22 protein-coding genes are annotated in these 19,012 nt (G+C 71.8%); 8 read left to right on the top strand and 14 right to left on the bottom strand.

Annotated features, from left to right (window positions below; translation table 11 throughout):
- Positions 1-52 precede the first annotated feature (52 nt).
- The 4 genes from BCL76_RS22565 to BCL76_RS22550 form a co-directional block, all read right to left on the bottom strand.
- A complete protein-coding gene (locus tag BCL76_RS22565) occupies positions 53-658 on the bottom strand; it encodes a MarC family protein (protein WP_109781253.1) in 606 nt (201 codons plus the stop codon).
- A gap of 75 nt (positions 659-733) precedes the next feature.
- Complete coding sequence (locus BCL76_RS22560) at positions 734-1,597, bottom strand: PHP domain-containing protein (protein WP_109781252.1); 864 nt, start codon at positions 1,595-1,597, stop codon at positions 734-736.
- A gap of 62 nt (positions 1,598-1,659) precedes the next feature.
- Positions 1,660-2,304, bottom strand: a complete 645-nt coding sequence (locus BCL76_RS22555) for a DUF6758 family protein (protein WP_109781251.1) — start codon at positions 2,302-2,304, stop codon at positions 1,660-1,662.
- A 60-nt stretch (positions 2,305-2,364) separates the two neighbouring features.
- A complete protein-coding gene (locus BCL76_RS22550) occupies positions 2,365-2,949 on the bottom strand; it encodes a suppressor of fused domain protein (RefSeq protein WP_030764679.1) in 585 nt (194 codons plus the stop codon).
- Between the two features lie 389 nt (positions 2,950-3,338).
- On the opposite strand from BCL76_RS22550, the gene BCL76_RS22545 reads away from it, so the two are divergent.
- Together BCL76_RS22545 and BCL76_RS22540 are read left to right on the top strand one after the other, a co-directional pair.
- Positions 3,339-4,454 (top strand): magnesium and cobalt transport protein CorA, encoded by a 1,116-nt coding sequence (locus BCL76_RS22545; RefSeq protein WP_109781250.1) that lies wholly within the window; start codon positions 3,339-3,341, stop codon positions 4,452-4,454.
- 86 nt (positions 4,455-4,540) lie between these two features.
- The gene (locus tag BCL76_RS22540; RefSeq protein ID WP_109781249.1) at positions 4,541-5,062 is read left to right on the top strand and encodes a hypothetical protein; all 522 of its coding nucleotides are present in this window, start codon (positions 4,541-4,543) and stop codon (positions 5,060-5,062) included.
- Between the two features lie 22 nt (positions 5,063-5,084).
- On the opposite strand, the gene BCL76_RS22535 is transcribed toward BCL76_RS22540, so the two are convergent.
- Positions 5,085-5,900, bottom strand: coding sequence for a hypothetical protein (locus tag BCL76_RS22535; protein WP_258309846.1), 816 nt, complete (start codon positions 5,898-5,900; stop codon positions 5,085-5,087).
- Between the two features lie 163 nt (positions 5,901-6,063).
- Between BCL76_RS22535 and BCL76_RS22530 the strand changes: the two genes are divergently transcribed.
- The 3 genes from BCL76_RS22530 (at position 6,064) to BCL76_RS22520 (ending at position 9,221) form a co-directional block, all read left to right on the top strand.
- Positions 6,064-7,335, top strand: a complete 1,272-nt coding sequence (locus tag BCL76_RS22530) for a magnesium transporter MgtE N-terminal domain-containing protein (protein WP_030764689.1) — start codon at positions 6,064-6,066, stop codon at positions 7,333-7,335.
- Between the two features lie 106 nt (positions 7,336-7,441).
- Entirely contained in the window at positions 7,442-8,017 is a 576-nt protein-coding gene (locus BCL76_RS22525) for a DUF1003 domain-containing protein (RefSeq protein ID WP_109781385.1), read from the top strand.
- Between the two features lie 43 nt (positions 8,018-8,060).
- Positions 8,061-9,221, top strand: coding sequence for an Mrp/NBP35 family ATP-binding protein (locus BCL76_RS22520; RefSeq protein WP_109781248.1), 1,161 nt, complete (start codon positions 8,061-8,063; stop codon positions 9,219-9,221).
- 91 nt (positions 9,222-9,312) lie between these two features.
- Here the strand turns inward: BCL76_RS22520 and BCL76_RS22515 are convergent, their stop codons facing one another.
- The 5 genes from BCL76_RS22515 to sigE all read right to left on the bottom strand — a co-directional run bounded on the left by BCL76_RS22515 (position 9,313) and on the right by sigE (position 13,619).
- Complete coding sequence (locus BCL76_RS22515; protein WP_109781247.1) at positions 9,313-10,044, bottom strand: hypothetical protein; 732 nt, start codon at positions 10,042-10,044, stop codon at positions 9,313-9,315.
- 139 nt (positions 10,045-10,183) lie between these two features.
- A complete protein-coding gene (locus tag BCL76_RS22510) occupies positions 10,184-10,630 on the bottom strand; it encodes a sec-independent translocase (protein ID WP_109781246.1) in 447 nt (148 codons plus the stop codon).
- Positions 10,631-10,749: 119 nt separating this feature from the next.
- Complete coding sequence (locus BCL76_RS22505) at positions 10,750-12,105, bottom strand: trypsin-like peptidase domain-containing protein (RefSeq protein WP_109781245.1); 1,356 nt, start codon at positions 12,103-12,105, stop codon at positions 10,750-10,752.
- 54 nt (positions 12,106-12,159) lie between these two features.
- Positions 12,160-12,843, bottom strand: a complete 684-nt coding sequence (locus BCL76_RS22500) for an anti-sigma factor family protein (RefSeq protein ID WP_109781244.1) — start codon at positions 12,841-12,843, stop codon at positions 12,160-12,162.
- A complete protein-coding gene (sigE, locus tag BCL76_RS22495) occupies positions 12,840-13,619 on the bottom strand; it encodes an RNA polymerase sigma factor SigE (RefSeq protein ID WP_181382663.1) in 780 nt (259 codons plus the stop codon). Before sigE ends, BCL76_RS22500 begins: the two co-directional genes overlap by 4 nt.
- A 178-nt stretch (positions 13,620-13,797) precedes the next feature.
- Here sigE and BCL76_RS22490 point away from each other — a divergent pair, with 178 nt between their 5' ends.
- Positions 13,798-14,460 carry an O-methyltransferase gene (locus BCL76_RS22490; protein ID WP_030385883.1) on the top strand — a complete coding sequence of 221 codons (663 nt, stop codon included), beginning with the start codon at positions 13,798-13,800 and terminating at the stop codon, positions 14,458-14,460.
- 375 nt (positions 14,461-14,835) lie between these two features.
- On the opposite strand, the gene BCL76_RS22485 is transcribed toward BCL76_RS22490, so the two are convergent.
- Positions 14,836-15,003: a DUF3117 domain-containing protein gene (locus tag BCL76_RS22485; RefSeq protein ID WP_003966491.1), complete on the bottom strand. Its 168-nt coding sequence runs from the start codon at positions 15,001-15,003 to the stop codon at positions 14,836-14,838.
- 333 nt (positions 15,004-15,336) lie between these two features.
- Here BCL76_RS22485 and BCL76_RS22480 point away from each other — a divergent pair, with 333 nt between their 5' ends.
- Entirely contained in the window at positions 15,337-16,140 is an 804-nt protein-coding gene (locus BCL76_RS22480) for an enoyl-CoA hydratase/isomerase family protein (protein WP_109781242.1), read from the top strand.
- Positions 16,141-16,170: 30 nt separating this feature from the next.
- On the opposite strand, the gene BCL76_RS22475 is transcribed toward BCL76_RS22480, so the two are convergent.
- Complete coding sequence (locus BCL76_RS22475; protein ID WP_109781241.1) at positions 16,171-16,749, bottom strand: DNA-3-methyladenine glycosylase I; 579 nt, start codon at positions 16,747-16,749, stop codon at positions 16,171-16,173.
- Positions 16,746-17,099, bottom strand: coding sequence for a DivIVA domain-containing protein (locus BCL76_RS22470; protein WP_109781240.1), 354 nt, complete (start codon positions 17,097-17,099; stop codon positions 16,746-16,748). Before BCL76_RS22470 ends, BCL76_RS22475 begins: the two co-directional genes overlap by 4 nt.
- Before the next feature lie 76 nt (positions 17,100-17,175).
- Between BCL76_RS22470 and folP the strand changes: the two genes are divergently transcribed.
- On the top strand, positions 17,176-18,036 hold the full coding sequence (gene folP, locus BCL76_RS22465) for a dihydropteroate synthase (RefSeq protein WP_033218526.1): 861 nt from the start codon (positions 17,176-17,178) through the stop codon (positions 18,034-18,036).
- A 195-nt stretch (positions 18,037-18,231) separates the two neighbouring features.
- Here folP and BCL76_RS22460 read toward each other — a convergent pair whose 3' ends face one another.
- On the bottom strand, positions 18,232-18,999 hold the full coding sequence (locus BCL76_RS22460; protein WP_109781239.1) for a TIGR00730 family Rossman fold protein: 768 nt from the start codon (positions 18,997-18,999) through the stop codon (positions 18,232-18,234).
- Between the last annotated feature and the right edge of the window lie 13 nt (positions 19,000-19,012).

Here is a 19,012-nt window from a genome sequence, read left to right as displayed (position 1 = left end):
CCCGCACCGGACCGGTGCGGGGGCGTTCGCATGAGCGGCGGACCGCCGGACGTCAGGAGCCCCGGACCACCTGGAGCACGCCGTTGATGATCTGCTGGACGGCGATGGCCGAGAGCATCATGCCCGCGAGCCGGGTGACCAGGACGACGCCGCCGTCCTTGATGACCCGGATGATCACCAGCGAGTAGCGCATCGTGATCCACAGCACGACGTGCATGGCCACGATCGCGGCCCAGACCGAGACCTGCCCGGCGGCGCCGTCGGCCTTCTGGACGGCCAGGATCACGGACACGATCGCGCCGGGGCCGGCCAGCAGCGGCATACCGAGCGGGACCAGCGCCACGTTGACGTCCTTGGTCTGCTTCGGCTCGTCGTTCTTGCCGGTGAGCAGGTCCAGCGCGATGAGCAGGAGCAGCAGACCACCGGCGATCATCAGCGCCGGGACGGAGACGTGCAGGTAGTCCAGGATCTGCTGGCCGCAGATACCGAAGACCGCGATGACACCGAAGGCCACGCAGACGGCCTGCCAGGCCATACGGCGCTGCACCTTGACGGGACGGCCGGAGGTCAGCGCGAGGAAGATCGGCGTGATCCCCGGGGGGTCCATAATCACAAAAAGGGTGAGAAAAAGGGATCCGAAGACGGCGAAATCAAACACAGTGATGCCTTGCAGAAGAGAGGGGTGTCGCGAAGAGGAAATGTGGGACGGGTGGAGCGGGCCGGATCCGGCCGGTCAGCGCTCGCGTCCGCCGGCGCCCGGCACCGGGAAGGCTCCCGTCGCGCGGCGCGTGATCTCGCCGTAGATCTCGGGGTCGGTCGTGTACTCCCCGAGGCGGCAGGTCTTACGGCTGCCGTGGTAGTCGCTGGACCCGGTGGTCAGCAGACCGAGGTCCGCCGCCAGGCCGCGCATCCGCGCACGGGTGTCGGCGTCGTGGTCCATGTGGTCCACCTCGATGCCGTCCAGGCCCGCGGACGCCAGGTCGGCCATCGCGGACTCCGAGACGCACCGGCCGCGCTTGACGGCGGCGGGGTGCGCGAGGACGGTGACCCCGCCGGCCGCCTTCACCAGGCGCACGGCCTCGAACGGGTCGAGCTCGTGCTTCTCGGCGTACGCGCGGCCGCCGTCGGCGAGCCAGTCCGGCGTGAAGGCGTCCGAGACGGTGGCTACGACGCCCAGCTCGACGAGCGCGGTGGCGATGTGTGGCCGCCCGACCGAGCCGTCACCGGCGATCCTCGCCACCTGCTCCCAGGTGACGTCGACGCCGAGGCCCTGAAGCTTGCCGATCATGGCCTGAGCGCGCGGGGTGCGGTCGTCGCGGACGAGTTCGCGCTCCCGGGCCAACTCGGGCTCCTCGGGGTCGAAGAGGTACGCGAGCATGTGCACGCCGACCCCGTCGAGCCGGCAGGAGAGTTCCGCCCCGGTCACCAGCGTCAGTCCGGCGGGCAGGGCCGCGAGGGCCTCGCCGTATCCGCGCACGGTGTCGTGGTCGGTCAGCGCGACCACGTCCAGCCCGGCGCCGGCGGCATTGCGCACCAGCTCGGCGGGGGTGTCCGTACCGTCGGAGGCCGTGGAGTGGGCGTGCAGGTCGATGCGCACAGCCTGGCTCCATGGTTCGCACGTACGGGGGACACTCCAGGATAACCGGGCCGCGGACCCCCTCAGGCAGGGCCCAGGATGCGCGGACTCAGGGCCCCGCACGGAACGAGCTCGACCTCGGCGCCCGCGTCGCGCAGGTCGGTGAGGACGAGCTCGTCGTACATCAGCAGGCCGGACTGCTCCGGCCAGACGATCGCCCAGAGCCACAGGCCGCGCGCCTCGCCGGCGAAGACGGCCCGGTCGTCGGGGCCGCCCTTGACGTGCCACAGCGGTGTCGGGCGGCCGGCGGCGACCACCTTGGCGTGGGGCGGCGCCGATACGTCGATGGACGAGCCGGGGTCGACACCGTCGATGCCCGCGTATCGCGCGCCCAGGCCCACGCCCAGCTCCTCCGCGATCAGCAGCAGCTCGCCGATGCCGCCCAGCGGGCCGGGGCCCGAACAGGCCACCGCCGTCGCCCGGCCACCGCTGCGGTCGTCACCCGCGGACGCGACCCCCGTGAACAGCCACCCCACCGGAAGCGGCCAGGGCATCCACACCGGTACCCGCGCCCGGTGCACCACCACGCTCATGCCTTCGACGCTCGGCGGGATGACGGGTTGCAGGGGGTGGACAGCGCCGTGCACCGCGCACTGCCAGGAGTCGGAGAAGAGTCCGGGCGCCCTGACCCGGCCACCGCACTTCGGGCAACTTGGTTCACCCCTCATAAGAAGCCACGCTCCTCCCCGCCCGGCCCCCCGTCAAGGCACGCTCACCCGTCCGGACCCTCAGTCCAACGCGACGGCGCTGCGCAAAGGGTCCCGCAGGTCCGTTCCGCGCGCGAGCCAGCGTTCCTGGAGCGCGGCCGCTCCGTGCACGCGTTTCCAGGCGGCCTCGTTCGCCGTCATCGGCAGCAGGGGCAGGAAGTGGACCGGATCCATGGGCTCGTCGAGCTCCAGATCCTCGACCAGACCCCCCGGTTCCGCCACGAGGACGGAGCTGAAGGAGGCCCCGTCCCACAGCGGTTCACCCACGTCCAGCGAGGCCCCGGGGGCCACGATCAGCCCCTCGACCTGGGGTGACGCGGCCAGCACCGCGAGCGGCCGCAGGAGTTTGTCGGTGGCCGCCAGCCCGGCCCGTACGGTCAGCACGAGCTCGGCGCGCGGGCCCCGTACGGGGTCGGCGACCACGGCGGTCGGATCGGTCATCGGGTGCGCGGACATCCCGAGGGTCGCGTACCGCACGAGGTCGCCCTCGGCGAAACGGAGTACCTCGATGCGGTCGGTGCCCAGGAAGGTGACGGCGGCGCGTGCGTCGGGTTCACCGAACGCCGTGCGCAGTCGGGCCTCCACGAGGGCCAGAATTTCTGCCATGAACCGAGCATAGAACTCGTATCAGGCGGGTAAAGGGCGGGTCTTGACCATCCGTCGGCTGATAGTGTTGACAGCTGTTCGGGGCCGCACGCAGAAGCGGTGTTTCAGCGCCCCGGCAACAGGACGTCCCTCACGGGGGACCGGCCGGAGGAGGTGGGGCTGCGGTGGACCGAAGTCGATCGTGCAGTACCAATCGCTCTTCCACTTCTGTGACGGGCGTTTCCCGCCCCCTTTGATCTGCTCGATCCCCTGATCCGCCGGTCAGTAGAAGAGCGACGGCAGAACGTTGTCCTCCCGTCCTGTTCCCTCCCCCTGCCTGGGCCTGCCCGCCCGCGGTGGAGGGTCTCCCACCCGTACGGTCCGCAGCCGTGCGCGAGAAGGAGCCTGCCATGTCGATGCTGCCCTACCTGCGTGCGGCCGTACGCCCGTCCCTGCGCAGGGCCACCCCCGTACAGCCCGGCTACGACACCACCCGCGACCCGTCGGCGAGCAGCGCGGTGGTCGACTGCGCCGTGTACCGCGGCGGGCGGCGGGTGCTGGGCCCGACGTGCCTGACGCCCCGTGAGGCGATCCGCCGGGTCCGTGAGGACGGCGGATTCGTCTGGATCGGCCTGCACGAGCCGACGGAGGCCGAGTTCGCGGGGATCGCCGCGACCTTCGGCCTGCACCCGCTGGCCGTGGAGGACGCGGTGCACGCGCACCAGCGGCCGAAGCTGGAGCGCTACGACGACACCCTCTTCACCGTCTTCAAGACGATCCACTACGTCGACCACGCCGAACTGACCGCCACCAGCGAGGTGGTGGAGACCGGCGAGGTGATGTGTTTCACCGGACCAGACTTCGTCATCACCGTCCGGCACGGCGGACAGGGCTCCCTCAAGGGGCTGCGCCACCGCCTGCAGGACGACCCGGAGCTCCTCGCCAAGGGCCCCTCGGCGGTCCTGCACTCCATCGCCGACCACGTCGTCGACGGCTACATCGCGGTCGCGGCGGCGGTGCAGGACGACATCGACGAGGTGGAGAGCGAGGTCTTCGCCGCCCCGACCAAGGGCAGTGCCCGCGGCGGCGACGCGGGCCGCATCTACCAGCTCAAGCGCGAGGTGCTGGAGTTCAAGCGGGCGGTCTCGCCGCTGCTGCGTCCGATGGAGCTGCTGAGCGAGCGGCCGATGCGGCTGGTGGACCCGGACATCCAGAAGTACTTCCGCGATGTCGCCGACCACCTGGCGCGGGTGCACGAGCAGGTGGTGGGTTTCGACGAGCTGCTGAACTCGATCCTCCAGGCCAATCTCGCGCAGGCGACGGTCGCCCAGAACGAGGACATGCGCAAGATCACCTCCTGGGCGGCGATCATCGCCGTGCCGACGATGATCTGCGGCGTGTACGGGATGAACTTCGACCACATGCCGGAGCTCCACTGGCGCTACGGATATCCGATGGTGATGGTCGCGATCGTCGCCTCCTGCTTCACCATCCACCGCGCACTGCGCCGGCACGGCTGGCTCTGAGCCCGGACCGGCGTCCCGGACCCCCTCCCGGACCCGTGTCCCGGACGCCCGCTCGCGGGCGTGCGGCGACCCCCTACCCTGTCGGCATGACTCTCAGCACGCTCGACCTGGCCCTCGTCGAGGAGGCCACCAAGAAGTCCGGCCTGATCTGGGTGCGCGGCGACGGGGCCGACCGCGCCCTGTGGCACGCCTGGGTGGACGGCGCGGCCCATGTGCTGGGCGACGGGCCCGGCGAGCAGCCGTTCCCGGGGCTGGCGGACGGCGCGCGGGCCGAGGTGACCGTGCGGAGCAAGGACAAGGGCGGCCGGCTGGTGGCCTGGACGGCGACAGTACGGGAAGTGCCGCCGCGCGGCGAGGAGTGGGTGGCGGCGGTCGCCGAGCTCAAGGGCAAGCGGCTGAACGCGTCCGACTCCGAGGAGATGACCGAGCGGTGGGCGCGGGAGTGCCGGCTGCTGCGCTTGGAGCCGGAATCGGTCCGGTCGCAGCTCCCGGACGGCTCGCTGGTCGCCGTCCCGCTGCCGTCCCCGGCGACGACCCGCCGGGCCGTTCCGGCGGGGCTGCCGAAGCTGTTGCTGAAGCGCCGCCGGGGCGTGTCCTCCGGATCCTGACTCCCGGCCCACCCGCGGAGCGTCACGGCTTGGTCGGGTTCGCGCCCTGGCCGGTGCCCTTGGAGGAGGAGGGGGCGGGTCCGCCGCTCTGGTCCTTGGTCGTCGGCAGCTGGGAGCCGTAGTCGACCGTCTGGTCCTGCGCGGGCGCCTCCAGCGGGAACGTCTTGCCCCACTCGGCGAGTTCCACCCGGCCGGCGCCGCCCGCCCGCTCCATCAGCAGCGGGTACGGGGTGCCCTCCAGGGAGACGGAGAGCTTGCCGCCCTTGCCCGCGTCCGCAGTGACCTGGACCGCGCGGGTGTGCCCGACCTTGGTGTAGGAGCCCTTGGCGAGCTTGCCCTCCAGTCCGAGCAGCCCGTCCAGCAGCACGTCCATGTCGGTGAAGCCGCGGAACTGCTTGTAGGAGGGGTCGCCCTCGGGCACCTTCACGAACTTGTCGCCGAGCTTGCCGGCCGAGTCGGACTGGCCCCAGAACGCCGCGCTCGCCTTCAGGTACAGCTGCTCTCCCACGCGCAGCAGCTGGAAGGTGTCGTCGTTGGACTTGACCTCGCCGGAGCCGCCGTCCGACTTGAGCCGCATGTCGAGGGTGAAGGACTTGCCGCCGCTCACCAGCGTGCCGGACAGGTGCACCGCGTCGGCCTCGGTCGCGGCCGCCTTCGCCTTCTCCTCGATCTTGTCGGCGGAGAGCTTGCCGACGCCGTTGGTGCCCTCGTCGGGGTCCTCGCCGCAGCCCGTACCGGTGACGGCGAGGCCCGCGCACAGCACACCGATGAACGCGGCCCGGCGCAGCCGCGCGGCAGGGAAGTAGGCGGTCACGGGCGGGTGCCTCTCGTCGGACATCTGCGAGCAGCAGGCAGCGTACCCGCCCGTACATCGCGACCCGCGACCGCGCCCCGGTGTTCACGGGCCCCCGGGCGGACGGCCCCACCAGGACGCTTTCCGCCGGCACGGGCTAGCCTGAGGGGCGGCACGACTCTTGATCGACGCACTAGGAGGCGCTCGGATGGCTGCAGGCGCCCCGCGGATCTTCGTCTCGCATCTGTCGGGTGTGCCCGTCTTCGATCCCAACGGCGACCAGGTCGGTCGGGTCCGCGACCTCGTCGCGATGCTCCGGGTCGGCGGCCGCCCGCCGCGCCTGCTGGGTCTGGTGGTCGAGGTCGTCAGCCGGCGCCGGATCTTCCTGCCGATGACCCGGGTCACCGGGGTGGAGTCCGGGCAGGTCATCACCACCGGTGTGATCAACATGCGGCGGTTCGAGCAGCGCCCGACCGAACGCCTGGTCCTGGGCGAGCTGCTGGACCGGCGGGTGACGCTGGTCGCGAGCGGCGAGGAGGTCACCGTCCTGGACGTGGCCATCCAGCAGCTGCCGGCCCGCCGGGACTGGGAGATCGACCGGATCTTCGTGCGCAAGGGCAAGTCGGGGGCGCTGCGCCGGCGCGGCGAGGCCCTGACGGTGGAGTGGTCGGCGGTGACGGGCTTCTCGCTGGAGGAGCATGGACAGGGGGCCGAGAACCTGGTCGCCACCTTCGAGCAGATGCGCCCGGCGGACGTGGCGAACGTCCTGCACCACCTGACGCCCAAGCGGCGCGCCGAGGTGGCCAACGCCCTGGACGACGACCGGCTCGCGGACGTGCTGGAGGAGCTGCCGGAGGACGAGCAGGTGGAGATCCTCGGCAAGCTGAAGGAGGAGCGCGCCGCCGACGTCCTGGAGGCGATGGACCCGGACGACGCGGCCGACCTGCTCTCCGAGCTGCCGGAGGACGACAAGGAGCGGCTGCTGACGCTGATGCAGCCGGACGACGCGGCCGATGTGCGCCGCCTGCTGTCCTACGAGGAGAACACCGCCGGCGGTCTGATGACCACCGAGCCGATCGTGCTGCGGCCCGACGCGACGGTCGCCGACGCGCTGGCCCGCGTACGGCAGGCGGACCTGTCGCCGGCGCTGGCGGCGCAGGTGTACGTGTGCCGGCCGCCGGACGAGACGCCGACCGGCAAGTACCTGGGGACGGTGCACTTCCAGCGGCTGCTGCGCGACCCCCCGTTCACCCTGGTCAGCTCGATCGTGGACACGGACCTGCCGCCGCTGCGGCCGAACGCCTCGCTGCCCGCGGTCACCACGCACCTCGCCGCCTACAACATGGTGGCGGTGCCGGTGGTCGACGAGAGCGGCTCGCTGCTGGGCGCGGTGACCGTGGACGACGTGCTGGACCACCTGCTGCCGGACGACTGGCGGGAGACGGACTTCCATTCCGAGGAGGCCGTGGGTGGCCGCTGAGCGAGGACGCTTCGACCGAGGGCGGGGCGAGCAGGCGCGCGAGCGGCGCCGTGAGCAGATCCGGGAGCGGCGCGAGCAGGCGAGGACGCAGGCCCGCGAGCACGGGCTGGCGGCGGACGCGGCGGAACGTTCCGGCGAGCGCTCGGCGAAGTCGTCGAGCACCGGGTCGAGCGCGCTGACGCGCTCGCGGGTGCGCCTGGACCAGCCGCGCGCGCCGCGGCGGTCGCTGCTGCCCGAGTACGACCCGGAGGCCTTCGGCCGGCTGTCGGAGCGGGTGGCGCGGTTCCTGGGCACCGGCCGGTTCATCGTCTGGATGACCCTGGTCATCATCGTCTGGGTGCTGTGGAACATCTTCGCGCCGGACGAGCTGCGGTTCGACCCGTACCCGTTCATCTTCCTGACGCTGATGCTGTCGCTCCAGGCCTCCTACGCGGCTCCGCTGATCCTGCTCGCGCAGAACCGGCAGGACGACCGCGACCGGGTCACCCACGAGCAGGACCGCAAGCAGAACGAGCGGTCCATCGCGGACACGGAGTACCTGACCCGGGAGATCGCCGCCCTGCGGATGGGTCTGGGCGAGGTCGCCACCCGCGACTGGATCAGGTCCGAGTTCCAGGACCTGATCAAGGAGATGGACGAGCGCCGTCTATTCCCCGCCGAACGTGACGAAGGCGACCGCTGAGAGGCTTACCTGCGGCCTGCTACCGAGCCGTACCATCGGGTACATGGCTACCGACACAAGCTCCGCCGCCGTGCCTGAGCAGGACGCGATCCTGGACGCACTGGCGACGGTGAACGACCCCGAGATCCACCGGCCGATCACCGAGCTCGGCATGGTCAAATCGGTGGAGATCGGCGAGGGCGGCGAGGTCGCCGTCACGGTCTACCTCACGGTGTCGGGCTGTCCGATGCGCGAGACCATCACCAAGAACGTCACCGAGGCCGTCGAGAAGGTCGCGGGCGTCACCTCCGTCGCCGTCACCCTCGACGTGATGAGCGACGAGCAGCGCAAGGACCTGGCGGCCACGCTGCGCGGCGGCACCGCGGAGCGCGAGGTGCCCTTCGCCAAGCCGGGCTCGCTGACCCGGGTGTACGCGGTCGCGTCCGGCAAGGGCGGTGTCGGCAAGTCCTCCGTCACGGTGAACCTGGCCGCGGCGATGGCGGCCGACGGCCTGAAGGTCGGCGTGGTCGACGCGGACATCTACGGCCACAGCGTGCCGCGCATGCTGGGTGTGGACGGCCGTCCCACCCAGGTCGAGAACATGATCATGCCGCCGTCGGCGCACGGTGTGAAGGTCATCTCCATCGGCATGTTCACCCCGGGCAACGCCCCGGTGGTGTGGCGCGGTCCCATGCTGCACCGCGCCCTCCAGCAGTTCCTGGCGGACGTGTTCTGGGGCGACCTGGACGTGCTGCTGTTGGACCTGCCGCCGGGTACGGGTGACATCGCGATCTCCGTCGCCCAGCTGGTGCCGAATGCGGAGATCCTCGTCGTCACCACCCCGCAGCAGGCCGCGGCCGAGGTCGCGGAGCGGGCCGGCTCCATCGCCGTGCAGACCCACCAGAAGATCGTCGGCGTGGTCGAGAACATGTCGGGCCTGCCGTGCCCGCACTGCGACGAGATGGTGGACGTCTTCGGCTCGGGCGGTGGCCAGAAGGTCGCCGACGGCCTGACCAAGACGGTCGGCGCGACGGTGCCGGTGCTGGGCTCGATCCCGATCGACGTGCGGCTGCGCGAGGGCGGCGACGAGGGCAAGCCCGTCGTGCTGTCCGACCCGGACTCCCCGGCCGGTGCGGCCCTACGCGCGATCGCGGGCAAGCTGGGCGGCCGTGCGCGTGGCCTGTCGGGCATGTCCCTGGGCATCACCCCGCGCAACAAGTTCTGATCGTCCGTACCACGGGGAAGGGCGCCGCTCGCCGAGCGGCGCCCTTCCCCGTTCCGGTCCCCGTCATCCGTGGACCGTCCTGCGGCCCCTGCTACTGGTACGAGCCGAGGTCCGCGATCGCGGAGAACCCGAGCCCGTACGCGCTCATCCCGCGGCCGAACGCGCCCAGGTGGACCCCGCTCCCGGTGGAGCCGGCCAGCACCCACCCGAACTCCGACTCGCGGTAGTGGAACGGCGTCGGCTCGCCGTCCACCGGCAGCGACAGGGTGGACCAGTCCTCACCGGCCAGGTCGTCCGCCAGCTCCCACGCGGCCTCGGTCTGCTGGTCCAGCCAGTCGTCGCGCAGCGAGTGGTCCATCTGGCCGGGCCAGCTGTACGCCAGCAGCCCGGAGCCGGCCAGCCAGGCCGCGGAGGCGACAGAGGTGGCCTCCAGGACGCCGGTGCCGTCGCCGCTGCGGCGCAGCGGGTTGCTCGCCACGGTGATGACCACCGCGAACCGTTCCTTCTCGCCGGTGGCGATCTCGCCCCGGGCGGAGGGCTCGTCGCCGTGGCCGGTGGAGCCGTGCTCCACGGTGCCGTCGGCGGCGACCGCGACCTGCATGAGCCAGCGGGGGCCGGTGAAGGCCCCGTCCAGCCCGTACCAGGGGAAGTCGGCGGCCAGGAACCCCTCGGCCGTCCGGCGGGCCGCCGGCACGGGCGCGGCAGCCTCCTGTGGCTGCGTATGGCTGTCGGGGCCGGTATCCGGCTCCTGGTCGGGTGCTGCGGCGGCCGCGGGGGCCTCCGCGGTCTGTGCCCCTACCCGGCTGCTGCTCGTCGTCTCCATCTGGGCGGCCTCTCGTTCCGTGGGGTCCGGAACGGCCCTCCCCCTCGCTGTGCTGGGGGGACCCCCTCCCTCGGGCGTCCTGCGATCCGGACAGATGGAGGATAGCCATCCGACCGGGGATCGCCGGGCAGGCCGCGCCTCAGGTGGCGTCGGCGTCGAAGCGCGAGCGCTCCTCCGGGGCGGGAGCGGCGGGCTTCTTCAGCAGGTCCGGGCCGGTCACGGCGGGCGTGGCGGCTGCGGCCGCGGAGGTCGGGGCGGCGCCGGCCTCCGAGCTCTTCACGGCGTCGGAGACGTCGTTGAGTTCCTTGCGGAGATCGAAGCTGGTGCGGATCTCCTTGAGGTCCTCGTTCTCCGTCAGCTGCTTGCGGATGAAGGTCTTCGGGTTCAGGTCCTCGAACTCGAAATCCTTGAACTCCGGGCCGAGTTCGGAGCGGATGTCGTGCTTGGCGCTGTCGGAGAACGCCCGGACCTTACGGATGAAGCCCGTGACGTCCTGAATGACCTTGGGCAGCTTGTCCGGTCCGAAGACGAGGATGCCGAGCACCACGATCGTGACAAGTTCGAGTGCGCCTATGTCGTTGAACACCTTGCCGCTCCTCGGCTCTCTATCACTTCGGGCCCCGACACACGGTACCCGGCGTTGCCCACGGGCCCATACCTGTGTGCCGCCCGCAGGGCCGGTTTCTCCCGACCGTCATCCCCCGCTCATGAGCCGTTCGCCGATCCGAGGACCACTTCCAGTGTGCTTTCGCGGCCCTGGCGGAGCACGGTGAGGGTCAGCGCGTCGCCCGGGCGGTGGGCCCGGATCTTGATGATCAGCTCGTCGCCGCCCCGGACCCGTTGGCCGTCCACCTTGGTGATCACGTCCCCGGCCCGGATCCCGGCGCGCGCGCCCGGTCCGCCGGCGACCACGGACGGCTTGCCGTCCTCGCCCTTGTCCCCGACCCGGGCCCCGTCGCCCGCGTAGTCCATGTCCAGGGTGACCCCGATGACCGGGTGCGTGGCACGGCCGGTGCGGATGAGCTCCTCGGCGACGCGCTTGCCCTGGTTGACGGGGATGGCGAAGCCGAGCCCGATGGAGCCGCCCTGCCGGGTGGAGTCGTCCTTGTCGGCCCCGCGGATCGCACTGTTGATGCCGACCACGTGGGCCTTCGCGTCGAGGAGCGGGCCGCCGGAGTTCCCCGGGTTGATGGGGGCGTCGGTCTGCAGCGCGTCGACGTAGCTGATGTCGCTGCCGTCGCCCTTGTCGCCGCCCGCGGTGACGGGCCGGCCGGTGGCGCTGATGATCCCGGCGGTGACGGTGTTCGACAGGTCGAAGGGCGCGCCGATGGCCACCACCGGGTCGCCGACCTTCACGTTCTCGGAGTTCCCCAGGCTCAGCGGCTGGAGCCCGCGCACCCCGTCGACCTTGACCACGGCCAGGTCGTAGCCGGAGTCGCGGCCGACCAGCGCGGCGGTGACGCTCTCGCCGGTGCTGAAGGTGACCGTTATCTCCTGGGAGTCGGCGACCACATGGCTGTTGGTCAGGATGTGCCCCTGCTGGTCGAGCACGAAGCCGGTCCCCGTACCGCTGCCCTTCGTGCCCCGCACGTGCAGGGTCACCACGCCCGGCAGTGCGGTGGCCGCGATCCCGGCCACGCTCTCCGGGGCCCGGCCCCGGTCGACGGCGGCGGCCTGGGGCAGCTCCAGCCGGGTGTTGCTCCGCCGCTCGGCGAGGACGCCGACGTAGCCGCCGATGCCGCCGGCGAGCAGGGCCGTACCGAGGCTGAGGGCCACCACCTGCCACAGTCGGATCCCGCGCGGCGTCCGGCCGCGGTCCACGACCTGCAACGGCTCGGCGCCCCAGGGGTCGTACCGCACCGCGGGGACCGCGGCGCCGTCGGAAGGGGCGTCGGGGGAAGGGTCCGACGGGGCCGAGGTCGGGGCCGCGTCCTGTACGTGGTCCCCGCCCCCGGTTTCGGGCCGTGGCGCGGGAACCCCTTCGCGGCGGCCGCCCTCGGCCGTGCCCTCGGGCCGGCTCCACCACTGTGGAGCCGGATCGGTCTGGTGCCTGTCGGCCATCGGCGCTCCCCGCGTGCCTATGCGCATGTGCCGAAGATTCAATCAGGTCCCGCGTCAGCGCAGCAGGGAGACCGGACGCGCCGGTTGCGGCGGGGAGGGCTGGAGCGGCGGCAGCGGGGTCGCCACGGCCGTCAGGAGGGTCGGGACGGCCTCCGGGGTGGGCGGGCGGTCACGGGCCCCCTGATCGGCCACGGGCAGCGCGGGACCGGGCCTGGAGGCCGGGGCCGGGGAATCTCCCCGCAGGTTCGGGTCCACCTCCAGCGGCAGGGCACCACCGAGCGCGAGCGCGGCCAGGGAGACGGCCCCGGCGGCGACGAAGGCGAACCGCCGTCGTGGACGGCCCACCTCGTGGATACGGAAGCCGTCCTGAGGCCGCGGCCGGGCGGCGACCGGCAGCCCGTACGTGAACGCGTCGAAGGGATCGGTCCCCGTGGCTCCCGTGGGGTCGGCGGGACGGCCGGGACCACCGGGACCGGCCGGACCCGACGGATCGTCGAGGCCACCACCCGGCAGCCCCTGCAACCGCGCCAGCAGCCCCGCGGACAGCGGCGGTGGCGCGCTCTCCACGAACATGGTCTTCAGACGGCGCTGCGCATCGGCCTCGGCCTTGCACCGGGCACAGGTGGCCAGGTGGGCCAGGACCCGATCGCGCGCGTCGTGTTTCAGTTCCCCGTCCACCAGGGCGGCGAGCCGATCGCCCAGGTGCTGTTCGGCAGGTGACGGACTGACCTCGCTCACTCGGCTCCGCCCTCTCCCCCGGCGCCGGGGGCGCCCATCGCCACTCCGGCCAGCGCGCGCTGCTCGGCACGGGCCTGCGGGGACCGGTGCTTGAGCGCCTTGCGCAGGTGCGAACGGCCGCGGTGGATACGACTGCGCACGGTGCCCAGCTTCACGCCGAGGGTCGCGGCGATCTCCTCGTACGACAGGCCCTCGATGTCGCACAGCACCACGGCCGCGCGGAACTCGGGGGCGAGGGTGTCCAGCGCCTGCTGCACATCCGCGTCGAAGTGGGTGTCGTGCAGGACCTGCTGCGGGGACGGCTCACGGCTCGGCAGCCGGTCGGCGGCGTCGTCGCCGAGCGCGTCGAAGCGGATCCGCTGCTTACGACGGACCATGTCCAGGAACAGGTTCGTGGTGATGCGGTGCAGCCAGCCCTCGAAGGTGCCCGGCGTGTACGTGGACAGCGAGCGGAAGACGCGGACGAAGACCTCCTGCGTCAGATCCTCGGCGTCGTGCTGGTTACCCGTCAGACGGTAGGCAAGGCGGTAGACCCGCGCGCTGTGCGTGCTGACGATCTCCTCCCATGAAGGAGGGGTCCACGCCTGGGTGCCCGCATCGGCGGCGAAGGTCGCGGTGGTTGCGGCATCGGCGGTGTGGAAGCGGTCAGCAATGTAGGTCACGGATTTCGGCTCACCCGCCGACCGGAAGAGGCGTCTCAGTACGCCCCCACGATCCACAGGCGCAGCCGCACCTCCCCTGTCGGCTCTGGTGGTGTCCAGTGGAGTCCCTACCATAGCCACCCCCTCTGTCAGCTCCGGATAAGCGTTTTTGCAGTATCTTTACGCGAGACTTAAGCCCGGGAACGGTCCTGGCCGCCGATCTGCCCGGCACCGTCCCCTCTTATCCCGCCTCCACCCTTCACAACGCCCGGTCCCATCTGCGGGTTCCCGACGTCAACGGATACAGTCACCGTTGCGCCAACTATGGGGACAGGAGAGGGTCATTACCGGCAACCGGCAGACGAGCTGGGCGTTCGCCGACGCGTTTGTCGCCGAGGACGACGCTCTGCGATGGGCCCGCGACCGGTCCAGGGAAGCGGGCCTGAGGTCCGTCTCCCCCGGTACCGGGGCCGCGCTGCGCCTGCTGGCCGCCACCGCGGACGCCAAGGCGGTCGCCGAGATCGGCACCGGAACCGGTGTTTCCGGCATCCACCTGCTGCACGGGATGCGCCCCGACGGGGTCCTGACCACGGTGGATCCCGAAGCGGACCGGCAGGCCTTCGCCCGCCAGGCCTTCCGCGCCGCCGGCTTCGCGGGCAACCGCGCCCGCTTCATCCCCGGCCGCGCCCTCGACGTACTCCCGCGACTCGCCGACGGCGGATACGACCTCGTCTTCTGCGACGGGGACCCCTCCGAGTCCCTCGACTACCTCGCCGAATCGTTGCGGCTGCTGCGTCCGGGGGGACTGGTGTGCTTCGAGGGGGTCTTCTCCGACGGCCGTACGGTCGACTCCGCGGCCCAACCGGTGGAGGTGCTGCGCGTCCGCGAACTGCTGCGCAGCGTCCGCGAGAGCCCCGCGCTGGAGGCGGCGCTGCTCCCGGTGGGCGACGGCCTGCTCTGCGCCGTCCGCCGCTAGGCCGTCCCTCCCGGACCTTGCCCGACCCGCGCCGCCCGGCACCGCACCTCGCCGCGTTCGCGGGGGGGGCACCCGAGTACGTCCGACACGGGGGCGCCCCGCCGACGCGCCGACGCACGACACCGGACGACACGGGCCCGGACGGGCCATGGAGGCGCCGCGGGGTCGACTCAGGAGCGCGAACACCCCTGGGGGGCGCCCAGGACGTGCGGGAGCGTGACCCGAGCGACGACGGAGACCGGGCTCAGGGCCGCGGGACGACCCGCCGGCGCCGCACCCGGGACACAACACTGCCCCGGCCGCGGATCGCGGTCGGGGCAGTGCAGAGAATGCAGAAACGCAGAAGGTGGAAGTGCTGTCAGTGTCCCCGCGGGGTCAGCCGACGACCTTCTTCAGGGCGTCACCCAGGGCGTCCGCCTCATCAGGGGTCAGCTCGACGACAAGCCGACCGCCGCCCTCGAGCGGTACGCGCATGACGATGCCCCGCCCCTCCTTGGTGACCTCGAGCGGGCCGTCGCCCGTCCGCGGCTTCATGGCCGCCATGCTCGTTCCCCTTCCTGAAACCAGCTCATCGTCAGCCGACGGCCCCATTCAGGCGCCTAATACCCGGCATCGAACACATTGCTTCCCAGCCATTATCCCGCATGTCAGGACCCGATGACCAACATCACCCGGGAACGCTTGGGCAACGCGCTCGGCCAAAACCACTCATTTCGGGGATCCGCCTGCGATACTTCGCCGCCGCAGCAGGGAAGCGGCCTCAGCTTTCTTTGACGCACATCACATGTGCCTGCCCCGTCCGGTCCGCCATGCTGACCTTTGTACCGGACAGTACCGACCGGTAGCCAAGCCCGCGACGAAGGGGGACCCCCTGCCATGGCCGACAGCGTGCTCTACGAAGTGACCGACGGACTCGCCACCATCACGATCAACCGCCCGGACGCGATGAACGCGATGAACACCGAGGCCAAGGTCGCCCTGCGCGACGCGGTCCAGGCGGCGGCCGCCGACACCGCCGTACGGGCCGTGCTGCTCACCGCGGCCGGGAACCGGGCCTTCTGCGTGGGCCAGGACCTCAAGGAGCACATCGGGAACCTGGCCTCGGACCGCGAGACCGGCTCCTCGCTGACCATGACGACGGTGGCCGACCACTACAACCCCATCGTGCGGGCGCTCACCGAGATGCCCAAGCCCGTGGTGGCCGGGGTGAACGGCGTCGCGGCCGGAGCGGGCTTCGGGTTCGCGCTGGCGGCGGACTTCCGGGTCGTCGCCGACACCGCGTCCTTCAACACCTCGTTCGCCGGGGTGGCGCTGACCGCCGACTCCGGGGTCTCGTGGACCCTCCCCCGTCTGATCGGCGCCTCCCGCGCCTCGGACCTGCTGCTGTTCCCGCGCTCGATCAAGGCGCAGGAGGCGTACGAGCTCGGCATCGTCAACCGGCTCGTGCCCGCGGACTCCCTGCACGCCGAGGCGGAGGCCGTGGCCCGCACGCTGGCCGCCGGCCCGACGGTCGCGTACGCCGCCCTGAAGGAGTCCCTGGCCTACGGGGCCTCGCACACGCTCTCCGAGGCCCTGACCCACGAGGACACCCTCCAGACGCGCGCGGGGGCCTCCGAGGACCACTCCATCGCCGTCCAGGCGTTCCTCGCGAAGCAGCCGCCGAAGTACCTGGGTCGCTGAGCCAGGTCCCGCGGCCCGGCCCGGCCCGTCTCAGGCCGGGTCGCGGGAGACGCAGTCGACGAGGTGGTCGTTGACCAGCCCGCAGGCCTGCATCAGGGCGTAGGCCGTCGTGGGGCCGACGAAGCGGATGCCGGCCTTCTTCAGGGCCTTGGCGAGGGCCGTGGACTCCGGCGTGACCGCCGGGACCTCGGTGACCGTCAGCGGGGCCGGCCCCGGCTCCTCCGGGACGTGGGACCAGATCAGGGTGTCCAACTCGCCCGGCTCCCACCCGGCGAGGACCTTCGCGTTGGCCAGGGTCGCCTCGATCTTGGCCCGGTTGCGGATGATCCCCTCGTCGGTCAGCAACCGCTCGGCGTCCCGGTCGTCGAACTCCGCGACCGCCGCGATCGAGAACTCGGCGAAGGCCTTACGGAACCCCTCGCGGCGCCGCAGGATCGTGATCCAGGACAGCCCCGACTGGAACGCCTCCAGGCACAGCCGTTCGTAGAGGGCGTCGTCCCCGTGCACCGGACGGCCCCACTCGGTGTCGTGGTAGACGACGTAGTCCGGTGTGGACAGCCCCCACGGGCAGCGCAGCAGCCCGTCCGCGCCCGCCACCGAGCCGCTCACCGCTCACCGCCCTTGCTCAGGTCGACGTGCCCGGGCGCGTCCGACGGAGCTGCGGCGGGCGCCGCCGCGGCCGTCAGTTGGGCGATGCGCGCGTCCCGCTCGGCCAGTTCGGCCGCGAGCCGCTCCAGCACGTCGTCCACCTCGGCCATCCGGTACCCGCGCGGGGCGACCGGCAGGCGCAGCGCGTCGATGTCGGCCCGTACGACGGGCCGGGTCTCCGGCAGCCCGTCCGCGACCCGGTCCGGCTCCGCTTCCGGCAGGACGGCCTCCGAGCCGCCGCCGATCACCGCCAGGGTGACCGCTGCCACGACCACGACCAGCGCGATCATCAAGAAGAAGAACACGATCAACTCCCCTGAGAGACTCCGGCCACCAGGTTAAGGTCGCTGGCGAGGCGCAAGGGCCGCCGAAGGAGGAAAGAGCAGAATGCTGCGACTGGGCAGGCGCGAGTTCGACACCCACGAGCCGGTGATCATGGCCATCGTGAACCGGACGCCGGACTCCTTCTACGACCAGGGCGCGACGTTCCGCGACGAGCCGGCGCTGGACCGGGTCGAGCACGCGATCGCCGAGGGCGCCGCGATCATCGACATCGGCGGCGTGAAGGCGGGGCCGGGCGAGCACGTGGACGCGGCCGAGGAGGCTCGCCGCACGGTCGATTTCGTGGCCGAGGTCCGGCGCCGCCACCCGGACGTGGTCATCAGTGTGGACACCTGGCGGCACGAGGTCGGCGAGGCGGTGTGCGAGGCCGGGGCCGACGTCCTCAACGACGCCTGGGGCGGGGTGGACCCCAAGCTGGCGGAGGTCGCCGCGCGCTACGGCGCGGGCCTGGTCTGCACCCACGCGGGCGGTGTGGAACCGCGCACCCGGCCGCACCGGATCGCGTACGACGACATCATGGAGGACGTCCTGCGCGTCACGCTCGGCCTCGCCGAACGCGCCGCCGCGCTCGGCGTCCGCCGGGACGCGATCATGATCGACCCCGGACACGACTTCGGGAAGAACACCCGGCACTCGCTGGAGGCCACGCGCCGGCTGGGTGAGATGACGGCGACGGGCTGGCCGGTGCTGGTCTCCCTGTCCAACAAGGACTTCGTCGGCGAGACCCTCGACAAGCCCGTCAAGGAACGCCTGTTGGGCACCTTGGCCACGACGGCCGTCTCGGCGTGGCTGGGCGCGCAGGTCTACCGCGTCCACGAGGTGGCGGAGACCCGGCAGATCCTGGACATGGTGCGGTCCATCCAGGGCCACCGCCCCCCGGCCGTCGCCCGCCGCGGCCTGGCCTGACCCCGACGGCCGGAGGCCGGCGCAGCCGCCCGAAGCCGGTGAGGCGCCCCGGCGCCGAACCGCGCGAGAGCGGCGTCAAGAAGGAGCCATGGTCCGCTCCGTCCAGGGCCCCCGGCCGTCGCCCGCCGCGGCCTGGCCTGACGGAGGTCACGCGGGCCCCCGGCGGTCGTCCGCCGGGGTCTCGCGCAGCCCGTCCTACTTACCGACTTCCTTCGTCACCAGTGCGATCGCCTCGTCCACGTCGTCCGTGACGTGGAAGAGGTAGAGGTCCTTCTCCGAAGCCTTGCCCTGGGCGATCACCGTGTTCCGCAGCCAGTCGATCAGGCCGCTCCAGTACTCCGTTCCGAAGAGCACGATCGGGAAGCGGGTGATCTTCTGGGTCTGGACCAGGGTCAGCGCCTCGAACAGCTCGTCCAGGGTGCCCAGGCCGCCCGGCAGGACGACGAAGCCCTGGCTGTACTTCACGAACATCGTCTTGCGGACGAAGAAGTACCGGAAGTTCAGGCCGAGATCGACGTGCTGGTTGAGCCCCTGCTCGAAGGGGAGCTCGATGCCGAGGCCGACCGAGACGCCGTTCGCCTCGCGGGCGCCCTTGTTGGCCGCCTCCATCGCCCCCGGACCGCCGCCGGTGATCACCGCGAAGCCGGCGTCGACCAGCGCGCCGCCGATCCGCACGCCCGCGTCGTACTCGGGCGAGCCCTCCGGCGTACGGGCCGATCCGAACACGCTGATCGCGGGCGGCAGCTCGGCCAGCGTGCCGAAGCCCTCGATGAACTCCGACTGGATGCGCAGGACCCGCCAGGGATCGGTGTGCACCCACTCGGAGGGCCCCGCCGAATCCAGCAGCCGCTGGTCCGTCGTACTGCCCGCCTGCACCTGGCTCCGCCTCCTCAGCACCGGCCCGAGCTGCTGCTCCTCGGGCCGACGACGAGCGGAACCCTCGGGACTGCCGTGGTTGCCCATGCTGTGCTCCCTC

This window comes from Streptomyces sp. CG 926 (assembly GCF_003148825.1).
In the GTDB taxonomy this organism is placed as follows: Bacteria; Actinomycetota; Actinomycetes; order Streptomycetales; family Streptomycetaceae; genus Streptomyces.
Note: the sequence above shows the minus strand (reverse complement) of the source record. Positions and strands in the feature narration are given on the sequence as shown.